General features: G+C 69.1%; 13 protein-coding genes and 1 pseudogene. 5 read left to right on the top strand and 9 right to left on the bottom strand.

Going from position 1 to position 19,106, the window contains the following annotated elements; genetic code table 11:
• Positions 1-4: 4 nt before the first annotated feature.
• Positions 5-136 (bottom strand): annotated as a pseudogene (locus QFZ67_RS39020) (cation-transporting P-type ATPase); the annotation flags it as partial.
• 177 nt (positions 137-313) lie between these two features.
• Entirely contained in the window at positions 314-2,698 is a 2,385-nt protein-coding gene (locus QFZ67_RS03460; protein WP_307659594.1) for a phosphoketolase, read from the bottom strand.
• Between the two features lie 843 nt (positions 2,699-3,541).
• Here QFZ67_RS03460 and QFZ67_RS03455 point away from each other — a divergent pair.
• Entirely contained in the window at positions 3,542-5,269 is a 1,728-nt protein-coding gene (locus QFZ67_RS03455; protein WP_307659593.1) for a GAF domain-containing protein, read from the top strand.
• A 197-nt stretch (positions 5,270-5,466) separates the two neighbouring features.
• On the opposite strand, the gene QFZ67_RS03450 is transcribed toward QFZ67_RS03455, so the two are convergent.
• Together QFZ67_RS03450 and QFZ67_RS03445 are read right to left on the bottom strand one after the other, a co-directional pair.
• On the bottom strand, positions 5,467-6,165 hold the full coding sequence (locus tag QFZ67_RS03450; RefSeq protein ID WP_307659592.1) for a response regulator transcription factor: 699 nt from the start codon (positions 6,163-6,165) through the stop codon (positions 5,467-5,469).
• A 149-nt stretch (positions 6,166-6,314) separates the two neighbouring features.
• Complete coding sequence (locus QFZ67_RS03445; RefSeq protein ID WP_307659591.1) at positions 6,315-7,214, bottom strand: universal stress protein; 900 nt, start codon at positions 7,212-7,214, stop codon at positions 6,315-6,317.
• Here QFZ67_RS03445 and QFZ67_RS03440 point away from each other — a divergent pair.
• From QFZ67_RS03440 to QFZ67_RS03425, 4 genes are all read left to right on the top strand, one after another.
• The gene (locus QFZ67_RS03440; RefSeq protein ID WP_307659590.1) at positions 7,213-7,821 is read left to right on the top strand and encodes a universal stress protein; all 609 of its coding nucleotides are present in this window, start codon (positions 7,213-7,215) and stop codon (positions 7,819-7,821) included. The two genes, QFZ67_RS03445 and QFZ67_RS03440, sit on opposite strands and share 2 nt — an antisense overlap.
• A 447-nt stretch (positions 7,822-8,268) precedes the next feature.
• Entirely contained in the window at positions 8,269-9,138 is an 870-nt protein-coding gene (locus tag QFZ67_RS03435) for a universal stress protein (RefSeq protein WP_307659589.1), read from the top strand.
• Positions 9,139-9,269: 131 nt separating this feature from the next.
• A complete protein-coding gene (locus QFZ67_RS03430) occupies positions 9,270-9,473 on the top strand; it encodes a hypothetical protein (protein WP_307659588.1) in 204 nt (67 codons plus the stop codon).
• Between the two features lie 451 nt (positions 9,474-9,924).
• On the top strand, positions 9,925-10,803 hold the full coding sequence (locus QFZ67_RS03425; RefSeq protein ID WP_307659587.1) for a universal stress protein: 879 nt from the start codon (positions 9,925-9,927) through the stop codon (positions 10,801-10,803).
• A 534-nt stretch (positions 10,804-11,337) separates the two neighbouring features.
• On the opposite strand, the gene QFZ67_RS03420 is transcribed toward QFZ67_RS03425, so the two are convergent.
• The 5 genes from QFZ67_RS03420 to QFZ67_RS03400 form a co-directional block, all read right to left on the bottom strand.
• Positions 11,338-12,861: an aldehyde dehydrogenase family protein gene (locus QFZ67_RS03420; RefSeq protein ID WP_307665717.1), complete on the bottom strand. Its 1,524-nt coding sequence runs from the start codon at positions 12,859-12,861 to the stop codon at positions 11,338-11,340.
• Between the two features lie 142 nt (positions 12,862-13,003).
• A complete protein-coding gene (locus QFZ67_RS03415; RefSeq protein ID WP_307659586.1) occupies positions 13,004-14,566 on the bottom strand; it encodes a GMC family oxidoreductase in 1,563 nt (520 codons plus the stop codon).
• Between the two features lie 23 nt (positions 14,567-14,589).
• Positions 14,590-16,176: an APC family permease gene (locus QFZ67_RS03410; RefSeq protein ID WP_307659585.1), complete on the bottom strand. Its 1,587-nt coding sequence runs from the start codon at positions 16,174-16,176 to the stop codon at positions 14,590-14,592.
• Entirely contained in the window at positions 16,173-17,642 is a 1,470-nt protein-coding gene (locus QFZ67_RS03405) for an aldehyde dehydrogenase family protein (RefSeq protein ID WP_307659584.1), read from the bottom strand. Before QFZ67_RS03405 ends, QFZ67_RS03410 begins: the two co-directional genes overlap by 4 nt.
• Positions 17,643-17,830: 188 nt before the next feature.
• Positions 17,831-19,084 carry a GAF domain-containing protein gene (locus QFZ67_RS03400; RefSeq protein WP_307659583.1) on the bottom strand — a complete coding sequence of 418 codons (1,254 nt, stop codon included), beginning with the start codon at positions 19,082-19,084 and terminating at the stop codon, positions 17,831-17,833.
• Between the last annotated feature and the right edge of the window lie 22 nt (positions 19,085-19,106).

Below are 19,106 nucleotides of genomic sequence, written 5' to 3'. Positions count from 1 at the left end.
CTCGGGACCGAAGCGATATCCTGCGCTGTTCGCCGAGCTCGTTGGGACCGCACTCCGCCAGCAGCTGGGATGCCTGCTCCTGACTGAGACCTGTCGCCCGGGCGGCCCCCGGAAGAGGTGCGGACGTAAGGGGCATGGTGACTCCGGTTGCTTCAGGTGCTCATGGTCTTACGGGCCCGGCTCAGTGGGCGCTGGGAGTGTTGGCCGCGTCAGTTGGAGCTTTGACCGCGTCAGTTGGAGCTTTGACCACGTCAGTTGGAGCCGGGGTGCATCAGCGTCCTGTCTCCGACATCACGGACCAACGCCGCGGCGCTCAGCTGTTCCAGTTCCATTCGCTGACTTCGGGCAGGTCGGTGCCGTGCTCACGGATCCAGGCGTGGTGGCGCAGACGGGTGTCCGCCATCTCCTGTCGGACTGTGGCGGCGCGTACCGCCAGCCCGGGGACGCGGTCGATGACATCCATGACGAGCCGGTACCGGTCGAGGTCGTTGCGCACGACCATGTCGAAGGGCGTGGTGGTGGTGCCTTCCTCCTTGTAGCCGCGCACATGCAGGTTGGCGTGCCCGGTGCGCCGGTAGGCCAGGCGGTGGATCAGCCACGGGTATCCGTGGTAGGCGAAGATGACGGGCTTGTCGGAGGTGAACAGCGCGTCGAACTCCGCGTCGGACATGCCGTGCGGGTGCTCCTCCTTGGGGAGCAGCCGAGCCAGGTCCACGACGTTGACGACGCGTACGGCCAGGTGAGGCAGGTGCTGGCGGAGCAACCGAGCGGCGGCCAGGATTTCCAGGGTGGGGACGTCGCCCGCGCAGCCAGGGACGACATCAGGCTCCCCGGTCTCATTCTCCGAGCCTGCCCAGTCCCAGATTCCGGCACCGCGGGCACAGTGTCCGCGGGCCTGCTCGAGGGTCAGCCAGTCGAAGCAGGGCTGCTTTCCGGCGACGACGACATTGACGTAGTCGCGGGAGCGCAGCACATGATCGGCCACCGACAGCAGGGTGTTGGCGTCCGGTGGCAGGTAGACCCGCACGACCTCGGGGGACTTGTTGAGGACGTGGTCGATGAAGCCGGGGTCCTGGTGGGAGAAGCCGTTGCTGTCCTGCCGCCATACGTGCGAGGTGAGCAGGTAGTTCAGTGAGGCGATGGGGCGGCGCCAGGGCAGGCGCCGTGAGGTGCGCAGCCACTTGATGTGCTGGTTGACCATGGAGTCGACGATGTGGACGAACGCCTCGTAGCAGGAGAACAGCCCGTGGCGGCCGGTGAGGAGATAGCCCTCCAGCCAGCCCTGGCAAGTGTGTTCGGAGAGGATTTCCATCACCCGGCCGTGGCGGTCCAGGTGTTCGTCGACCTCCAGGGTCCGCGCCTGCCATGCCTTGCCCGTCGCTCCGTACACGGCCTGCAGACGATTCGAGGCCGTCTCGTCCGGGCCCACCACACGGAAGTCCCGACGCTCGGCGGTGTTCTCCATGACACCCTCCAGCAGGTCGCCCAGGACCCGGGTGGGCTCGTGCAGGGTCGTACCGGGCTTGTCGACTGGAACGGCGTACCGTTCCAGTGGCGGGATCGGCAGGTCCCGTACGAGTAGGCCGCCGTTGGCGTGCACGCTCGCCCCGAGGCGGCGAGGGCCGGCGGGCACACACTCCAGCACCCGCTCGCGCGGGCGGCCGCGATCGTCGAAGAGTTCCGCCGGCCGGTAGGAGTGCAGCCATTCCTCCAACTGCCTGAGGTGGTCCGGGTTTTCGCGTACGGAGGACAGCGGCACCTGATGCGCACGCCATGTGCCTTCCACCTGTACGCCGTCGACCTCGGTCGGCCCGGTCCATCCCTTGGGCGTGCGCAGCAGGATCATCGGCCAGCGCAGGCGTTCGGTGACGCCCTCTTCGCGGGCGCCGCGCTGGATGGCGCTGATGCGATCGAGTGCGGTGTCCATGGCGCGTGCCATGGCGCTGTGCACCTGAAGTGCATCATCACCTTCGACATGCAGCGGGTCATGGCCCAGGCCACGAAGAAAGTCGTCGAGTTCGTCCCTGGGCAGGCGCGCAAGCACGGTCGGGTTGGCGATCTTGTACCCGTTCAAGTGCAGGACCGGCAGGACCGCTCCGTCGTGGACCGGGTCGAGGAACTTGTTGGAGTGCCAGGACGCAGCCAGCGGCCCGGTCTCCGCCTCTCCGTCGCCGATGACGCAGGCGACCAGCAGACCGGGGTTGTCCAGGGCCGCGCCGTAGGCATGGGAGAGCGAATACCCCAGCTCACCCCCCTCGTGGATCGATCCCGGAGTCTCCGGGGCCACATGGCTGGGCACTCCGCCGGGGAAGGAGAACTGACGGAACAGGCGCGCCATACCCTCCGCGTCCCGGCTCACGTCCGGGTACGTCTCGGAATACGTGCCCTCCAGCCATGAGTTGGCCAGGACGGCCGGTCCTCCATGGCCGGGGCCCCAGACACAGATGGTGTCCTTCCCATGGTCCCGGGCCACCCGGTTGAGGTGGGTGTAGACGAGATTCAGACCGGGCGAGGTGCCCCAGTGGCCCAGCAGCCGAGGCTTGATGTGCTCCGGCTTCAATGGCTCGCGGAGCAGAGGATTGGCCATCAGGTAGATCTGGCCAACGGCCAGGTAGTTCGCGGCCCTCCAATGCGCGTCCAACGCCGCCAGCTCTGCTTCATCTAGGTAGTTGGCTGATCCCGGGTGAATGTCAGGCATTTCGTGCTCCTTTGCAGGTGCCGAGCGGAGAGTTCGGCATGGTACGTCGGTACGGGCAGGCGGCCGTTGGGACCGATGCGCTCGGCTCATCTCCCAACGGGGCGGGGTCGGTGGTCAGGGCGGAGAGCAGTGCTGAACCGGGCAGCACGACGACGCAGAAGACGGCTGTGGCCTACCGCGCCCCGCGGCTCGGCAATTGGCGTCGGCCGCCAGCGGTAGAAGATCCGCTTACCTGCCTCGATCAGGGCGAGGTAGCAGATCACCATGGCGACAAGCGCGACGAAGAAGCCAAGCGGAAGCGGTTGGAACCCGAGCCTGGCGGCCGGCGGTGTAGCGGGCAGCCTGTGTGGAGCGGGCAATGCCCGCGCGGACCGGTGTGGAGAACTCGGTGACAAGGTGCGCACCGGGCCGCTTGCCGCCCGTACAGCGTGACGATCATGGACACGAACTCCTGCCCTGTGGTGTTGATCCTCGGCAGTCGCCATGCGCCATCACTTCAGTGGGTGAGGGCTCATGGGCGTGGTGCCCGCCACCTCAGCCTGTGCCGTATTCGGGTTCAGAGGCGAGGGCCGAACGGCCTCTCCAAGGGGCCCACCGGCCCTGTCAGAGCGACTCGATGGCCTCTTCGCCGGCATCCCCGGCAGCATCATCCAGATCGTGATGGGCGTCATCGAGTCGCAGGGCTGATGGGTTCGTGCCCCGCAGCATGCTGGACGGCTTCGTGAACGCGGGTTCTTTGACGGCATGGATTCGTCTTGGTACGCGTGGGTGCGTGCAGACCGATCCGTCCGGGGCAGGCTTGAGGAGCCAAAGGCAATGTGCCGGCGGCCTTAGGGAGCCGAAGTGGGCGAGGACACGGATGCCGAGGGGGATACCGGGGCGGCGGCATCGCAGCTGCGGCTGGACGAGCTGCTGAACGACCCGCAGTCGCAGGAAGTCCTTGCGCGCTCGCCCCGGGATCGCGTAGATCCGCTGCTGGAGGCGATTCTGGCCGTCGGCAGCGACTTGGACCTTGGTGTTGTACTGCAGCAGATAGTGCAGTCCGCAGCCGACCTGGTTGATGCTCGGTACGGGGCCCTGGGCGTGATTGGTGAGGAGAATGGGCTCAGCCAGTTCATCACGGTCGGCATGGACGACGAGACCATCGAGCAGATCGGTCCCTATCCGCAGGGCCGGGGCATCCTGGGGCTCCTGATCCGTGAACCGCACTCGCTGCGGCTGGTCGACCTGGGCGAGCAGCCCGATGCCTCCGGCTTCCCGGCCGGCCATCCACCGATGCGGTCCTTCCTCGGTGCTCCCGTCCGGGTGCGTGAGAAGGTGTTCGGCAACTTGTACCTGACCGAGAAGCGGGGCGGGGCCGAGTTCGGCGCCGATGACGAAGCGGTGCTGGTCACGCTGGCCGTGGCAGCCGGGGTGGCAATCGACAATGCTCGGCTGTACGACGCCGTCCAGCGTCGGGAGCGCTGGCTGATGGCCAGCGGCGAACTGACCCGTGCCCTGCTGTCCGGCATTGAACCCGCCGAGGTGCTGAGGAACTTCACCGCCACCGTCCTCGAGATGGCCGACGCCGACGTGGTCACCCTCGCCGTGCCCGTTCCTCGCACCGGCAATCTGGTGATCGAGGCCGCCGCCGGAACGGACGCGAATCGTGCCCTTGGACTGGTGTTGTCGCACACCACCTTGGCCGGGAAGGTCTACAGCTCAGGCGAGACGATCACCACCCAGGACTGGAACGCCGACCCCCGCGCCGAACGGGACACCGCTGCCACGACCCTGGGGCCGGTCTTCCTGGTCCCCCTCGGTACGCCCGAGCATGTGCGCGGTGTCCTGCAAGTCGCCCGCCACTGCGGCCGTCCCGCGTTCTCCGACGCGGCCGTGGCCATGATTGCCGGATTCGCCAACCATGCCGCTCTTGCCCTGGAGATCGCCGGACATCGGCACGACGCCGAACGCCTCCTCGTTCTGACCGACCGTGACCGCATCGCCCGCGATCTGCACGACCTGGCCATTCAGCGCCTGTTCGCCAGCGGTCTGAGCCTGCAGTCCACCCTCGCCCAGGTCACCGACCGACCGCAGGTCGCCGAGCGCATTGCACGAGTCGTGGATGACCTCGACGACACCATCAAGGTCATCCGCTCCACCATTTACGGATTGCAACAGCGCGGTCGCCCCGAGGACACCGGGCTGCGCTCCCGCCTGGTGGCCGAATCGAACCGGGCATCCGAGGCGTTGGGATTCGCACCTGCCCTGCGCATGACCGGGCTGCTGGACACCCTGGTCCCACAAGCCATGGCAGACCACCTTCTTGCAGTGCTCCGCGAAGCCCTCGCAAACGCCGCCCGGCACGCCGACGCCACCGAGGTGGAGATCACCGCCCAGGTAACCTCGGCGCACCTTACGCTGCGGGTGACCGACAACGGCCGGGGTACTGCCCCCGCGCGCGCCCACCGCAGCGGCCTGGCCAACCTCCACACCCGCGCCGAGGAACTCGGAGGAGCTCTGGTTCTTGCGCCCAATCAGCCCACTGGCAGTGTCGTGGACTGGAGCGTTCCCCTTCCGGCCGACGAGTGACCCCGCCCCGGACAGCGCGGCGCGAAGTAGCGCACGGTACCCCGTGAGCGCTCAGTCTCCGCCCGTCGTGGGCCGGGCTCGGCGCCCGATGGACCGTCGACACCTCCCCGCACGGCGGCACGCGCCTGACGTGGCAGGTACCGGGCGTCCCTGGGTGAAGGCTCGCTCTCCCGGACTGACGAGTGCCTTCCTCCGCTTCAGCGGTCCCGCCGAACGGGGGCCTGCGGAGCGGCCTGCGTGACCATGACCGCAGCCTGGATGCGCCGCTCGACGCCCAGCTTGGCGAGCAGGCGGGAGACGTTGTTCTTGACCGTCTTCTCCGCGAGGTAAAGCCGTTTGCCGATCTGGGAGTTGGTCAGTCCCTCTCCGATGAGATCGAGGATCTCCCGTTCGCGGGCGGAGAGCCCGGACAGTGCGCCTGCTTCGGTGTTCTGCGGAGAGTCGTCGCCGCGGAGGCTACTCATCAGACGGGTGGTGGTCGCTGGGTCGAGCATCGACTGGCCGGAGGAGACGGTGCGGACCGCGGCAACAAGCGCAGACCCTTTGATCTCCTTCAGCACATAGCCTGCGGCCCCCGCCATGATCGCGTCGAGGAGTGCGTCGTCGTCGTCGAAAGAGGTCAGCATCAGACATGCCAGGTCCGGCACCCTCGACCGCAGTTCTCGGCAGACCGTGATCCCGTCGCCGTCCGGCAGCCGCACATCCAGCACGGCGACGTCAGGACGCAGCGCCGGCCCTCTGGCAAGAGCCTGTTCTGTTGTCCCCGCCTCACCGACGACTTCGATATCGGGCTCCGCGTCGAGCAGGTCGCTCACCCCGCGCCGCACGACCTCGTGGTCGTCGAGCAGGAATACGCGAATCGGCTTCCGCGGTGAAGTTTCCAGGTCCTCGGTCATTGCTTGTCCTCCACACTGTCACGAGCACCTTGCCCTGTGGTTCCATCTTTAGCCCGTCGCCATGGGGCCGCGCCAGGGCCGGGTGGGCCCCCGCGTATCTCGCCACGGGAGCCCACCCGACGGGCGGTCACCTGGACCGGGGCTTGGTCTCAGGCGTGGGGCACGACGGCCACCGGGCAGGCTGCGTGATGAATCACGCCGTGAGCCACAGACCCCAGATGCATTCCGAGGGGGGATGTTCGCTCGCGTCGGCCGATGACCAGCATCGGCGCATCGGCAGCCGCTTCGACCAGGTGGGCGACGGCCTGCCCCGAAACGCTGCTGGCACGGACGGCAACGTCAGGGCTCTTTTCGCGCCACGGCTCCAGGACCGTGCTCAGCGCGTACTCACGTTCCCTGACCAGCCCGGAATCGTCGATGAGCGTGCCCCCACCGGCGGCGATCGCGTATGACGAAGGCAAGGTGTAGCCGTGTACGACGTGCAGGCCCACGCCGCGTACGAGGGCCGCTTCGAAGGCGAATTCGATCACCTCGTCGCAGGAATGGGTGAGGTCGATGCCGGCCACAACGTCGGAGCTGTGGGGAGCGCCGGTCGGCCGGAGTACGTCGGGAGATGAGTGTGCCCCGGTGTGCCCCTCGGATCGTACGAGTGCGACCGGCCGCGGAGCATGGGCGACCACTCTGAGTGCTACGGAGCCGGTCACGAATCCGGCCATTCCGCTCAGGCCGCGGGAGCCGAGGACGAGTACCTCGGCGTCCTCGGCCGCTGCCAGGAGCGCGGCGACGGGCGAGTCCGATATCTGCTCGTGGGTCGGCCGAAGCCCAGCGTGGCTGCTACGGAGCTGTTCCACGGCCGTACGCAGGATGCGACCGGCCCAATGACGCTGAGTCTCACTGGTCGGGACGGAAGCCGAGGGGGCGGGAGACCATTCCCAGGCGTGCACGAGATGGAGCGGAACGCTGCGGAGCACGGACTCTGTGGCTGCCCAGCGCGCGGCAGCCAGGCTCTCGGGAGAGCCGTCGATCCCGACAATCACGGCACGAGCCATGAGTAATACCTCCTGCTTGGGCTGTTGTGTTCCTGGCAGCAGCTTCACCCGCGCCGAGCAAATGGGGCAGGGGCCGCCAGGCCCCCTCTGCGGTCCGAAAGGCCCCCGCCCGAGGGGCACGCTCGCGACCGAAGGTGGAATCGGGTGGAGGCCCTGCTCTCCGGCCGACGGAAGGTGGACCGTCACGACGCGCAGTGTGGTAGTTGGAGTTGACGGATCGTCATGCAGCGCTGGCGCCGCGGACTGGACGGCTCGGGAAGCTGCTCTTCGCCGGCTGCCGTTGCGGGTCGTCCATGGTTCCCCGTGGTCCAGGGCCGACCTTGCGGACCTCTGGCCGTATCGCCCCGAGGCGCTGCCCGGGTGTCCCGCCGCCGCCATCACCTGCCGGTGTCCCCGACTGCGGGTCGAGGCCGTACGGCTGACAGGCTGTCCCGTTCCGGCGCTGACCGCAGAGACTGGTCCCTGTGGTCAGCGGCAATATCGAGGCGCCGATGTCCGCCCCGACGAGGTTGCCGCACGGCCGAACGGCACTGTGGCGGCAGACCTGTTGGGGCGATCCGGCTCAGCCGTTGCGGTCCCGGCTGTCAGCTCCGGGCAGGACGCCTGAGATGCGTCGCGAAATCTGTATGGGGCGGCGAGCGCGGGGGTCAGTCACGGCCGGTTTGGGCGGACTTGCGCGATCACTTGCATGCGATCGCGACTCGGGAGAAGCGGCCGACCGGGCGAGGCGGGGATTTCCGTGACCGTGAGCGGATCCGCTCCTGGGCGCAGGCCATCGCCCGCGAGCTGGTGGCGCTCCCCCCCACGTGCGGCCGACGTTCGCACGACGAGGGGAGACGCCGGTCGTAGCCCCGACTGCGTAGGGGCCCGAGCGCGGTGCAGGGATCGTTCCCGGCTCTGCGGTGGTCGGTACAGCGTGGAACAGGGCCGAGAGGACCCGGGCCAGGGACGATCGGCCCAGGCACCGCCGGTCCCTCCTCTGTAATCGTCTACCTCACGAAGTCAGCAAGTCCGTCGCGAATACTGACCGCGGCGGCACCACCGGGAGGCGACCATGCCTGGCACCATCACCGTTGGACTGGACGGAACAGACCACGCCCTCGCCGCCGCGGACTGGGCGGCGCACGAGGCGGCAGGCCGGGGGATGGACCTGCGCCTGGTGCACGCCTGGGTGTGGCGCGGCACCGACACGGTGTACATCGGGGACCGTGCTATGGAGGAGCGGTGGGTGCGCAACGTGCTGAACGAGGCGGAAGCCCGCGTGGCCAAGGTGTACCCGGACCTGAACGTCACTACCGAGCTGCTGGTCGATGACCCCGTACCGACGCTCGTCGCCGAAGCCGCGCGGGCCGAGATGCTGGTGCTGGGCTCTCGCGGCTACGGCACGCTGACCGGCTATCTGGTCGGTTCTGTGTCTCTGCAGGTGCTGCGCCAGGCGACCGGGCCGGTCGTCATGGTGCGCGGGCCGAGGCAGACCACAGTGCAACAGCGCTTCGACGAGGTCGTCGTCGGCGTCCAGGAAGCAGAGGAAGCCGGCGGACCAGTCCTCGAGTTCGCCTTCGCGGCTGCCGCCGAACGCGGAGCGACGCTTCGAGCTGTACGCGCCTGGAGCATCCCGTCGGTCCTGTCCTGGAGTCCGGGATCGATGTGGCTGGCCGATCAGGCGGGTGGCTTGGAGCCGCTGCACAAGGAGATCCTGGCCGACGCCCTGGGGCCCTGGCGCCAGAAGTACCCCGATGTGGATGTCATCGAGCATGTCGAGATCGGCGCAGCCTCGGAGGTTCTGCTGTCCAAGAGCGGCCGCGCGAGCCTCGTGGTCGTCGGACGCCGCACCCACGACACGGGCCTGCGCCGTCTTGGCTCAGTTACCCATGCTGTTCTCCACCACGCGCCCGGTGCGGTCGCGGTCGTACCGCACCCCTGACACCGCGCGCATGGGACCACGCGCCGGCCCCCCCTGCTACACCGAACCGCCCTGGACGGGTCCGTCCAGGGCGGTTCGGTTTGGGCCGCGGCCGGCCAGTCGTGGGCCACCACGGCGACGGGCGACGCGGCGTGTTCGATGACGGCATGGGCGACATGGCCGATGTGCGGGCCCCAGCGGACCGCGCCGGATGCGACCGGCCGACCACCACCGGATCGGCGCCCTCGGCGGCCGCCGACAGCTGCCGCGTAGCAGAACCCGGGACCGGCTTCTCGACCACGTCCACCGTGTGGAACTTCTGCCGCCACGGCAGCAGCATGTCGCCGTGCGCCTGAGCCACCTGGGCACTGATGTCGTCCTGCAGTCCGGCATCGAACACGGGCAGGTAGGTGAAGGCCGAGGCGGAGATGCGTCACGAGCGAGACGTGAACTCTTCCTGCGACACGTCCGCATGCTCACCTTTGGCTCGCTGAGGCCGGGAGAAGACCCGACGATATGGCGGCCCGTCGGTTCGCCGGGCCCGCTCCCGGGGTGTCCGGCTGTCGTTCGATCTGTCGGCTGGTGGGGGAATGGCGGTCCCACCAAGTCACGTGCGGGGGGCTGGGCACGGCCGCGACATCTGGGGTGCGCCTCAAGCCGGGACCAGTGGTCCCCCGGCGGGCACCTGATGGCCCTCGCGTGTGGCGGGCGATGCGGCGAGGCTGATGGGGCCGGTATGCCGGCGCTGTCACAGTGAAGGAGAGAGCCAAGATGCCTACGGCCCCCGCCCCCCATGCCCACGGGCGTATGCCCGTAGTCGCCGGAGTCAGCCAATCCGACGCAAGCAGAACCGGCCTTGCCTGGGCCTCGGACGAAGCCGCGCTTCGGCAACTGCCGCTGCGGCTGGTACACGCGCTGGAATGGCCGCCGGGAGCAGACCCCGACCCCCACGTCCCCCACCCGGAGCGCACCTGGAGCGCCCATTTCCGGTCCGGCGGAGAGGCGGTGCTGCGTGAGGCTGTGGAGTTCGTCCACGCACGCCATCCGGGCTTGGAGGTCGAGGCGCGTTCCGCTGACGGTCCGCGAGCCCGGGTGCTGGTGGAACAGGGTGCGGATGCCGCTCTGTTGGTGGTGGGTGCGAAGCGGCTGAACGTGGCGGAGCAGCTGTTCACCGTCTCCCCCCTTGGGGTCACCCTCACTGCCCATGCCGGGTGCCCGGTAGTGGTGGCCCGCGAACCCGAGCATGCCGTCGGCGAGCCGCCCCTGGTCGTCGTGGGGGTCGACGGGTCCGCCAATTCCCGCGATGCCATGGCGTTCGCCTTCGAAGAGGCCGCGGTGTCCGGGGCTCGGCTGCGGGCGGTCATGGTGCGCTACCTGCATCGCGAGCGGGCGGTAGGCGGCGAGCGGGCCGATGTCGAGAATCGCTCCAGGACCGAGCTGTCGGAAGCGACAGCGGGCTGGCGGGAGAAGTACCCGGAGGTTGAGGTTGACTATCGGGTGAGGTATGGCCACCCGGCGCGGGTCTTGGCCCACACGGCCGCAAATGCGCGGTGCCTGGTGGTCGGGTCCCGCGGGCTCGGCGGCTTTCGCGGCATGCTGCTCGGCTCGGTGAGCCACGTGCTCCTCCATCAGGCGACCTGCCCTCTGATCGTGGTACCGCCGCGGGAAGGCACAGCCGCATACTGAACGTCCTACAGCGGCTGGGGGCACCTCCCGGAGGCGGGGTGAGGCATGCTCAACCTGACGGGGCGGGGTCGTAACCTCCGGCAAGGAGTGGACCGACGACGGTGAGGTCTATGAAGCGCACTCCCCAAAACGACGCGCTGCCAAGGCCACGCGGCCCGTGCCGATCCCGCCCTCCTTCGTGAGCACGCTGAGATCACACATCGACCGGTTCGGCGTGGCGCCGAACGGCCGGCTGCCACGAGGCCTTACGACCTTCGGCACGCCGGGATCTCCCTCTGGCTGCACTCTGACGTGGACCCCGGCCGAATGCGCGGGCCGAGCCGGGCAGAGCATTGAAGTCCTCTTCCGGCACTACGCCAATTCCCCAGGGCTGAGTGCCGGATCTGGTCCGCGACTGGTCCGCAACTGCTGGTCAGGAGTGGGAGACCGGTGGGAGGAGTTGGGATAGTCGACGCAATCCGGGCTGCTTTGCAATCGGATAGCGCAGAGGGCGCCTGACGGCAGCAGCCCAGTTCAGGCGCCCTCTTCTTGGCCCTAGAAGAAGCCGAGCTTCTTCGGCGAGTAGCTGACCAGAAGGTTCTTCGTCTGCTGGTAGTGCTCCAGCATCATCTTGTGGTTCTCCCGGCCGATCCCGGACTGCTTGTAGCCGCCGAACGCCGCATGCGCCGGATACGCGTGGTAGCAGTTCGTCCAGACCCGCCCCGCCTGGATGGCGCGCCCCGCCCGGTACGCCGTGTTGATGTCCCGCGTCCACACGCCCGCGCCGAGCCCGTACAGCGTGTCGTTCGCCGTCTTGATCGCGTCGTCGAAGTCCACGAAGGACGTGACAGCGACGACCGGGCCGAAGATCTCCTCCTGGAAGACCCGCATCCGGTTGTCGCCCTCGAAGACCGTGGGCTGGACGTAGTACCCGCCCGCCAGTTCGCCGTCGTACTCGATTCGCTGACCGCCCGTCAGGATCTTCGCGCCCTCCTGCTGGCCGATGTCCAGATACGAAAGGATCTTCTGGAGCTGGTCGTTGGAGGCCTGTGCGCCGATCATCGTGTCGGTGTCCAGGGGGTGGCCGGGCACGATCTGTTCGGTGCGGGCGATGCCCGCTTCCAGGAACTCGCTGTAGTGGCCGCGCTGGATCAGTGCGCGTGAGGGGCAGGTGCACACCTCGCCCTGGTTGAGGGCGAACATCGTGAAACCTTCGAGCGCCTTGTCGCGCAGGTCGTCGTCGGCCGCCGAGACGTCGTCGAAGAAGATGTTCGGCGACTTGCCGCCGAGTTCGAGGGTGACGGGTTTGATGTTCTCGGAGGCGTACTGCATGATCAGCCGCCCCGTGGTGGTCTCCCCGGTGAACGCGATCTTCGCGACGCGCGGGCTGGATGCGAGCGGCTTGCCTGCCTCCACGCCGAAGCCGTTGACGATGTTGAGGACTCCCGGCGGCAGCAGATCGGCGACCAGGCTCAGCCAGAAGTGGATGGAGGCCGGGGTCTGTTCGGCCGGTTTGAGTACGACCGCGTTGCCCGCGGCCAGTGCGGGTGCCAGCTTCCAGGTGGCCATCAGGATCGGGAAGTTCCAGGGGATGATCTGGCCCACGACGCCGAGCGGCTCATGGAAGTGGTACGCGATGGTGTCGTCGTCGACCTCGCTGAGCGACCCTTCCTGGGCGCGCAGGGCGCCCGCGAAGTAGCGGAAGTGGTCGATGGCCAGCGGGATGTCGGCGGCCAGCGTCTCGCGGACCGGCTTGCCGTTCTCCCAGCTCTCGGCGACCGCCAGCTCCTCCAGATGGGACTCCATCCGGTCGGCGATCCGCAGCAGGATCGTGGCGCGGTCGCCGGCCGAGGTGCGGCCCCAGCCGGGCGCTGCCGCGTGCGCCGCGTCCAGGGCGCGCTCGACGTCCTCGGCGGTGCCGCGGGCGATCTCGGTGAAGGGGCGGCCGTTGACCGGGCTCGGGTTCTCGAAGTACTGGCCGCGGGCCGGTTGTATGTACTCGCCGCCGATCCAGTGGTCGTAGCGGAACTGGTACGAGACGAGTGCGCCGTCGCTGCCCGGCGCTGCGTATCGGGTCATCTCCATGGCCTCCCGGTGAGGGTGCCGCCCGCCTTTGGACGGCGCTCGCCGCGAGGCTAGGAGCCCGGACGTTGCAGCCAGGTTGCACGATGTACGGCACGACCTGTTGCGCGAGCGCGACGGCCGGTCAATTGATCGTCACTCAGGCCGACTTGATCAGATCTGCGCACTTCTCGCCGATCATCATCGTCGTGATGCACGGGTTGGCCGTCGTCAGGAACGGCATGATGGACGCGTCGGCCACCCGCAGCCCGCTGACGCCCTTGACCCGCAGCTGCGGATCGAGCGGCGCGTCCGCGTCGTCCGCCGCGCCCATCCGAACCGTGCCCGCCGGGTGGTAGACGGTGTTGTGGGTCTCGCGGATGTACGAGAACAGCTCCTCGTCGGACTGCAGCGCCTGCCCGGGAGCGAGCTCCTTGCCGGCCCACTCCGCCATCGGGGCCTGGGCGGCGATCTTGCGCGCGAGCCGAAGGCCGTACGTCATCACCCTCATGTCGTGCTCGTGCGTGAAGTAGCGCGGGTCGACCTTCGGCTTGTCCCGGAAGTCACGGGTGCGCAGCCGCACCGTGCCCATCGAGCGGGCGCGGGTGACGTTCGGGGTGAGGCAGAAGGCGTTGTCGGACGTCGGGTAGCCGCGCCGGTAGGTGTTCATGTCGAACGGCACCGAGCCGTAGTGGAACATCAGGTCGGGCCGGTCCAGACCCGGTTCCGTGTCGGCGAAGATGCCGATCTCCCACCACTGCGTGGACGAGGTGACCATGGGCTGCTTCGCCTCCCACATGATCACGCCCTCCGGGTGGTCCTGGAGACGGGAGCCGACCCCGGGGGAGTCGACCCGCACATCGACCCCGCACTCCCGCAGATGCCCGGCAGGTCCGATGCCCGACAGCATCAGCAGCTTCGGCGAGTCGATGGCGCCGCAGGAGACGATCACCTCGCGGCGCGCCGAGACCGACCCGCTGTGAATGGTGTCGGGCTCCAGGTACTCGACACCCGTGCAGCGCCCGTCGCCGCCGAACAGCAGCCGCTTGGCCTGCAGTTCGGTGCGCAATTCCAGGTTCGGCCGCTTGCCGAGAACGGGGTGCAGATAGGACACCGAGGCGGACGAACGGGTGCCGTCCGGACGGGCGTTGATCTGGAACCAGTTCACCCCGCGCACCACCGTGGTGCCGCTGTTGAACGGCGTGGTGGAGATGCCGACCGCCTCGCAGGCGGCGATCAGTGCCCTGCCGCACGGGTCGTTCGGCGGTACGGTGCGGATGGTGACAGGTCCCGAGCGGCCATGGTGCTCCCCGGGCGCGTCATTGGACTCCAGGCGCTGGTAGAGCGGGAAACAGTCCTTGGCGCTCCAGCCCGTACAGCCCATCGCGCCCCACTCGTCGAGGTCCTCGGCCGGTGCCCAGAAGGCGATGCAGGAGTTGTGCGACGAGCAGCCGCCGAGCACCTTGGCCCGGGCGTGCCGCAGAAAGCTGTTGCCGTTCTCCTGCGGTTCCACCGGATAGTCCCAGTCGTAGCCGGACTCCAGCAGGGCCATCCAGCGGTCGAGCCGGAGGATGTTGTCGTCACCGACGTCCGAGGGCCCCGCCTCCAGTACGCAGACGCTGACGTCAGCGTTCTCGGTCAGGCGCGCGGCGATGACGGCGCCGGCCGTGCCGCCGCCGACCACCACATAGTCGAACTCGTGGGCGGGGCTCTGTGCGGACATCGCGTCTCCAGGATCGAGGGAGGTCAGGAGGTGGCGGGCGGCGCCGCGTCCTCGACGACGGCGCGGTGCTCGGCGAGTACGCCGGTGCGGTGCCGCTGCACGAACCAGTAGTAGGCGAAGCCACCGAGTGCGACCGCGCCGACGAACAGGAACGCGCCCCAGCGCAGGTACCAGTGCTGCGGACCGGTCGCGTTGTAGACCTCGGCGCGCGGCCAGGCAAGGTTGATCGACATGGCCACGCCCCACAGCACGGCGATGATGTTGACGGGCAGTCCGAACCTGCCGAGCGAGAACTTTCCCTCGGCGGGCTGCCATGTGCCGCGCAGCCGCTGGATCAGCATGGGCGTGGTGACCAGCAGATACGCCACGTAGATCATGATGATCGCGATGCTGGTGATCACCGAGAAGATCTGCGGCTGGTTGATGTTGATGACGAGGATGACGACACCCACGACGCCGATCACTACGGCGGGCACCACGGGCGTCTTGAAGCGCGGGCTGACCCGCGCGAGCAGTGAGCCCGCGGGCAGGTTGTTGTCCCGGGCCATGGCGAACATCAGCCGGATGCCGGCGGCCTGCACGGCCAGTACGCAGACGGTGATCGCGATGACCACGCACCACAGGAAGATCTCGCCGATCGTCGAACCGAGCGTCTCCAGGACGACGTACTGCAGACCGGCCGTGGACAGCTCCTTGGCGAACAGATCCGGCACCGCCATGAGGGCGAAGAGCAGGATCAGACCGCCGATGATGAAGGACGCGATCAGAGCCCGCAGGATGGCGCGGGGCGCGTTGCGGCTCGGGTCGTGCGACTCCTCGCCGAGCGACGACGCCGTGTCGAAGCCGTACATCACATACGCCGAGGCCAGCGACGCCGTCAGGAACGCGCCGAAGTAGCCGAGGGTCTGGCCGCTGCCGAGCCCGTACGTCTCGGTCAGGACGCTGCTGGGACCGCGGGTGATGTGTGCCGCCAGGAAGACGATGAGTGCGACCGCGGCGATCAACTCGATGAACACACCCGCCGAGTTGATGCGCGCCATGAGTTGGACACCGAAGGCGTTGACCACGGTGGAGAAGAGGATGAGCACCGTGCCGAGGAGAACGGCGTTGGCGGCCGCGTCGGTCTTGCCGCTCCCGTCACCCACGAACTGGAACCAGTCGTCGATCTGCGGCAGCGTGATCTGGTAGGCGAGCGCCACGGCCGACAGCGTGACCATGGTGGCCGTCATCATCATCCAGCCGCCGAGCCAGCCGATGTGCGGGCCGCCCATGGTTTTGGACCAGTTGTAGACGGACCCGGCAACCGGGTAGCGGGCGGCGAGCTCGCAGAAGCACAGCGCCACCATCAGCTGGCCGGCGAAGACCATCGGCCAGGACCACCAGTACGCCGGGCCGCCGAAGCTGACGCCGAAGTAGAACAGCTGGAAGGTGCCGGTCAGGATCGAGATGTAGCTGATCCCGGCGGCGAAGGTGTGGAAGTTGCCGAGGGTCCGCTTCAGTTCCGGACGGTAGCCGAGTACGCCGAGCGCATCGTCGTCGTGCTGGCTCTGGGTCCGGGCGGCGCCGGCGGGTCCGGTGGGGTCCGGCCCTGGGCCGGCGTCCGTGCTCATGCGAACCACCTCTGGGGGCGGGGGGCGAGGTTGCGCCAGATGTGCTTGGCTTCCTGGTACTCCGCGAGACCCGCGGGGCCCAGTTCGCGGCCGAAGCCGGACTGTTTCATACCGCCCCACTCCGCCTGCGGGACGTACGGATGGAAGTCGTTGATCCATACGGTTCCGGCGCGCAGCTGGGAGGCGACCCGGTGCGCCCGGCCGACGTCCTGCGACCAGACCGCCCCGGCAAGCCCGTAGACGGTGTCGTTGGCCAGCGCGACCGCTTCCCTCTCGTCGCGGAACCGCTCGACGGTGAGGACCGGGCCGAACGACTCGTCGGTCACCACCGACATGCCCGGTGTGCACTCGTCCAGCACGGTCGGCGGGTAGTAGAAGCCGTCCTGCAGAGCCGGGTCGTCGGGCCGCGCGCCGCCGCAGCGCAGCACGGCGCCCTCGGCGATGCCCGCCGCGACATAGGCCTCGACCTTGTCGCGATGGGCGGCGGAGATCAGCGGCCCCGTGCGGGCGTTCTGGTCGAACGGGCCGCCGAGCCGGATCTCCTGCGCCTGCGCCACCACCGCGTCGACGAACCTGTCGTGCAGCTCTTCCTGGACCAGCAGCCGCGCCCCGGCCGAGCAGACCTGCCCGGAGTGCAGGAACACCGCCATCAGCGCGTAGTCGACCGCGGCGTCGAAGTCGGCGTCGGCGAAGACGATGTTGGGGTTCTTGCCGCCCAGCTCCAGGGCGACCTTCTTCACGGTGGGCGCGGCGGCGGCCATGATGCGGCGCCCGGTCAGGAGCCCGCCGGTGAACGACACCAGATCGACCCGCGGGTCTGCTGTGAGTGGCGCGCCGACCGTGGGACCCGCACCCAGCACCAGATTGGCCACCCCGTCCGGCAGCCCCGCCTCGGTCAGCAGGCGCATCAGAATGATCGCGGTGTGCGGGGTCAGCTCGCTGGGCTTGAGGACGAAGGTGTTGCCCGCGCCGAGCGCCGGGGCGACCTTCCAGGCGGTCTGCAGCAGCGGATAGTTCCATGGAGTGATCAGCGCGCATACGCCGACCGGCTCGTGCACCACCCGGCTGTCCGCCTCCGGATTGCCGGTGTCGACGATCCGGTCGCTGCCGCCGGACGCCGTCAGATTGCCGAAGTAGCGGAAGCACTTGGCGATGTCGTCCATGTCGTACTCGCTCTCCACCAGCCGCTTCCCGGTGTCCAGGGATTCGGCGCGGGCGAGTGCGTCCTTGTCGCGTTCCAGCAGGTCGGCCACGCGCAGCAGCAGCCGGCCGCGCTCAGCGGCCGGGGTGCCGGGCCACGGTCCGCGGTCGAAGGCGTCACGGGCCGCGGCGATCGCCGCCACGGCGTCCTTCGGCCCCGCCTCGTCTACGGTCGCGACAAGGGTGCCGTCCGCAGGGCAGCGGATCTCACGAACATGCCCGTCGACCGCGGCGGTCCACTTACCGCCGATGAACAGCTCCGGCATGGGGACTCCTCCGGCTTCGGATGAGCGGGCACCCGGCACGGGCCCGGCCGGACGCATGCCCCGTGGTGCCCCCACCATTGACAGTAAGGAGATCGGGCCCCTTTCGCAGTGCGGGAGCCGTCATTGGGTGGGGAAAATGCGCCGTCCATGTGTTCGAATGCGGTCTGGCGTGCGCCGGGCGGCAGTCGTCACGACCCCTGCCAGGCATCCAGTTCGTGTACGCGCGCGAGTGCGGACGGACGCTGCTGTACGGGGAGCGCGGCGGCCAGCGCCCGCCACACCGGGAGGTCGTCCTCGCCCCACGGGCTGTACGCCCAGTCCGCCAGCAGCCCCGGATCGCCGCGCGCGATCAGCGCCGCCCGCAGCTGGTCCTCCAGTCGGCGGCGCAGCCGCGCCACCGCGGGCGCCTGCGAGGCGGGCAGCAGTGGACCGGCGTACGCGCTCAGCGCCCCGGTCACCGCCCCCGACGCCAGCCGCCGCGCCATCGTGTCGAAGTCCGCGTCGACGGGTACCGCGAGCCGGTACGGGCGCGAGCGCAGCAGCTCAGGGCCCAGCAGCCCGCGCAGCCGGGACAGCTCCGCCCGCAGCGTCACCGGGGTGACCGACTCGTCCTCGTACAGCTCCATCAGCAGCTCGTCGCCGCCGACGCCCTCCGGGCGGTGAGCCAGCACCACGAGGATCTCGCTGTGCCGGCGGCTCAGGCGCGCCTTGCGGCCGCCCGCCACCAGCAGCGCCTCGTCCCGCCCCAGCGCCGACAGCTGTACCCGGCCGACGGCGGGCGGCGGGGCGAGCAGCGCCAGCTGTGACTCGGCGGCCCGTGCCACCGCCCCCACGAACGCGAGGCTGTGCGGATGCGCAAGCCGGTCACCGCCGGTGATGTCCACCGCGCCGAGCAGCCGCCCGGTGGCCGGATCGTGGATCGGTGCCGCCGCGCACGTCCAGGCCTGCACCGGCCGCCGGAAGTGCTCGGCGGCGAAGACCTGTACGGGCCGGTCCAGGGTGATCGCCGTGCCCGGGGCGTTCGTACCGGCGACCGCCTCGGCCCAGCGGGCACCCGGCACGAAGTTCATCCGGTCCGCCTTCCGGCGCGTGGCGTCAGGCCCTTCGACCCACAGCAGCCGACCGTGCGCGTCGCACACCGCGACCAGATGCTCGCCGTCCATGGCGTACGCACCCATCAGCTCCCGCACCAGCGGCATAACCCGCGCCAGCGGATGGCTCCCGCGGTACGCCGCCAGCGCGTCGGCGTCCAGCTCGACGCCCGCTGTGCCCTCCGGGCTGACATGGGCGCGCGCCGAACGCCGCCAGGAATCGGCCACAACGGAACGGACCGGCCGTTCGACCCGTCCCGCGGTCAGATACGAGTCGTACGCCCTGCGCAGCACGGCGATCCGCTCCGTCGGATCCGCGCCGGACTCAAGGGCCACCCATGCGTCGCTCACCTCGGCCTCCTGAGCCCATCGT

The sequence above is a fragment of the Streptomyces sp. V1I1 genome (genome assembly GCF_030817355.1).
In the GTDB taxonomy this organism is placed as follows: domain Bacteria; phylum Actinomycetota; class Actinomycetes; order Streptomycetales; family Streptomycetaceae; genus Streptomyces.
Note: the sequence above shows the minus strand (reverse complement) of the source record. Positions and strands in the feature narration are given on the sequence as shown.

Bases quoted from the DNA above. Each gene is read 5' to 3' on its own strand.
- QFZ67_RS03460 (WP_307659594.1), bottom strand. From the start codon at position 2,698: ATGCCTGACATTCACCCGGGATCAGCCAACTACCTAGATGAAGCAGAG.
- QFZ67_RS03450 (WP_307659592.1), bottom strand. From the start codon at position 6,165: ATGACCGAGGACCTGGAAACTTCACCGCGGAAGCCGATTCGCGTATTC.
- QFZ67_RS03440 (WP_307659590.1), top strand. From the start codon at position 7,213: ATGAGTAATACCTCCTGCTTGGGCTGTTGTGTTCCTGGCAGCAGCTTC.
- QFZ67_RS03445 (WP_307659591.1), bottom strand. From the start codon at position 7,214: ATGGCTCGTGCCGTGATTGTCGGGATCGACGGCTCTCCCGAGAGCCTG.
- QFZ67_RS03435 (WP_307659589.1), top strand. From the start codon at position 8,269: ATGCCTGGCACCATCACCGTTGGACTGGACGGAACAGACCACGCCCTC.
- QFZ67_RS03425 (WP_307659587.1), top strand. From the start codon at position 9,925: ATGCCCGTAGTCGCCGGAGTCAGCCAATCCGACGCAAGCAGAACCGGC.
- QFZ67_RS03420 (WP_307665717.1), bottom strand. From the start codon at position 12,861: ATGACCCGATACGCAGCGCCGGGCAGCGACGGCGCACTCGTCTCGTAC.
- QFZ67_RS03415 (WP_307659586.1), bottom strand. From the start codon at position 14,566: ATGTCCGCACAGAGCCCCGCCCACGAGTTCGACTATGTGGTGGTCGGC.
- QFZ67_RS03410 (WP_307659585.1), bottom strand. From the start codon at position 16,176: ATGAGCACGGACGCCGGCCCAGGGCCGGACCCCACCGGACCCGCCGGC.
- QFZ67_RS03405 (WP_307659584.1), bottom strand. From the start codon at position 17,642: ATGCCGGAGCTGTTCATCGGCGGTAAGTGGACCGCCGCGGTCGACGGG.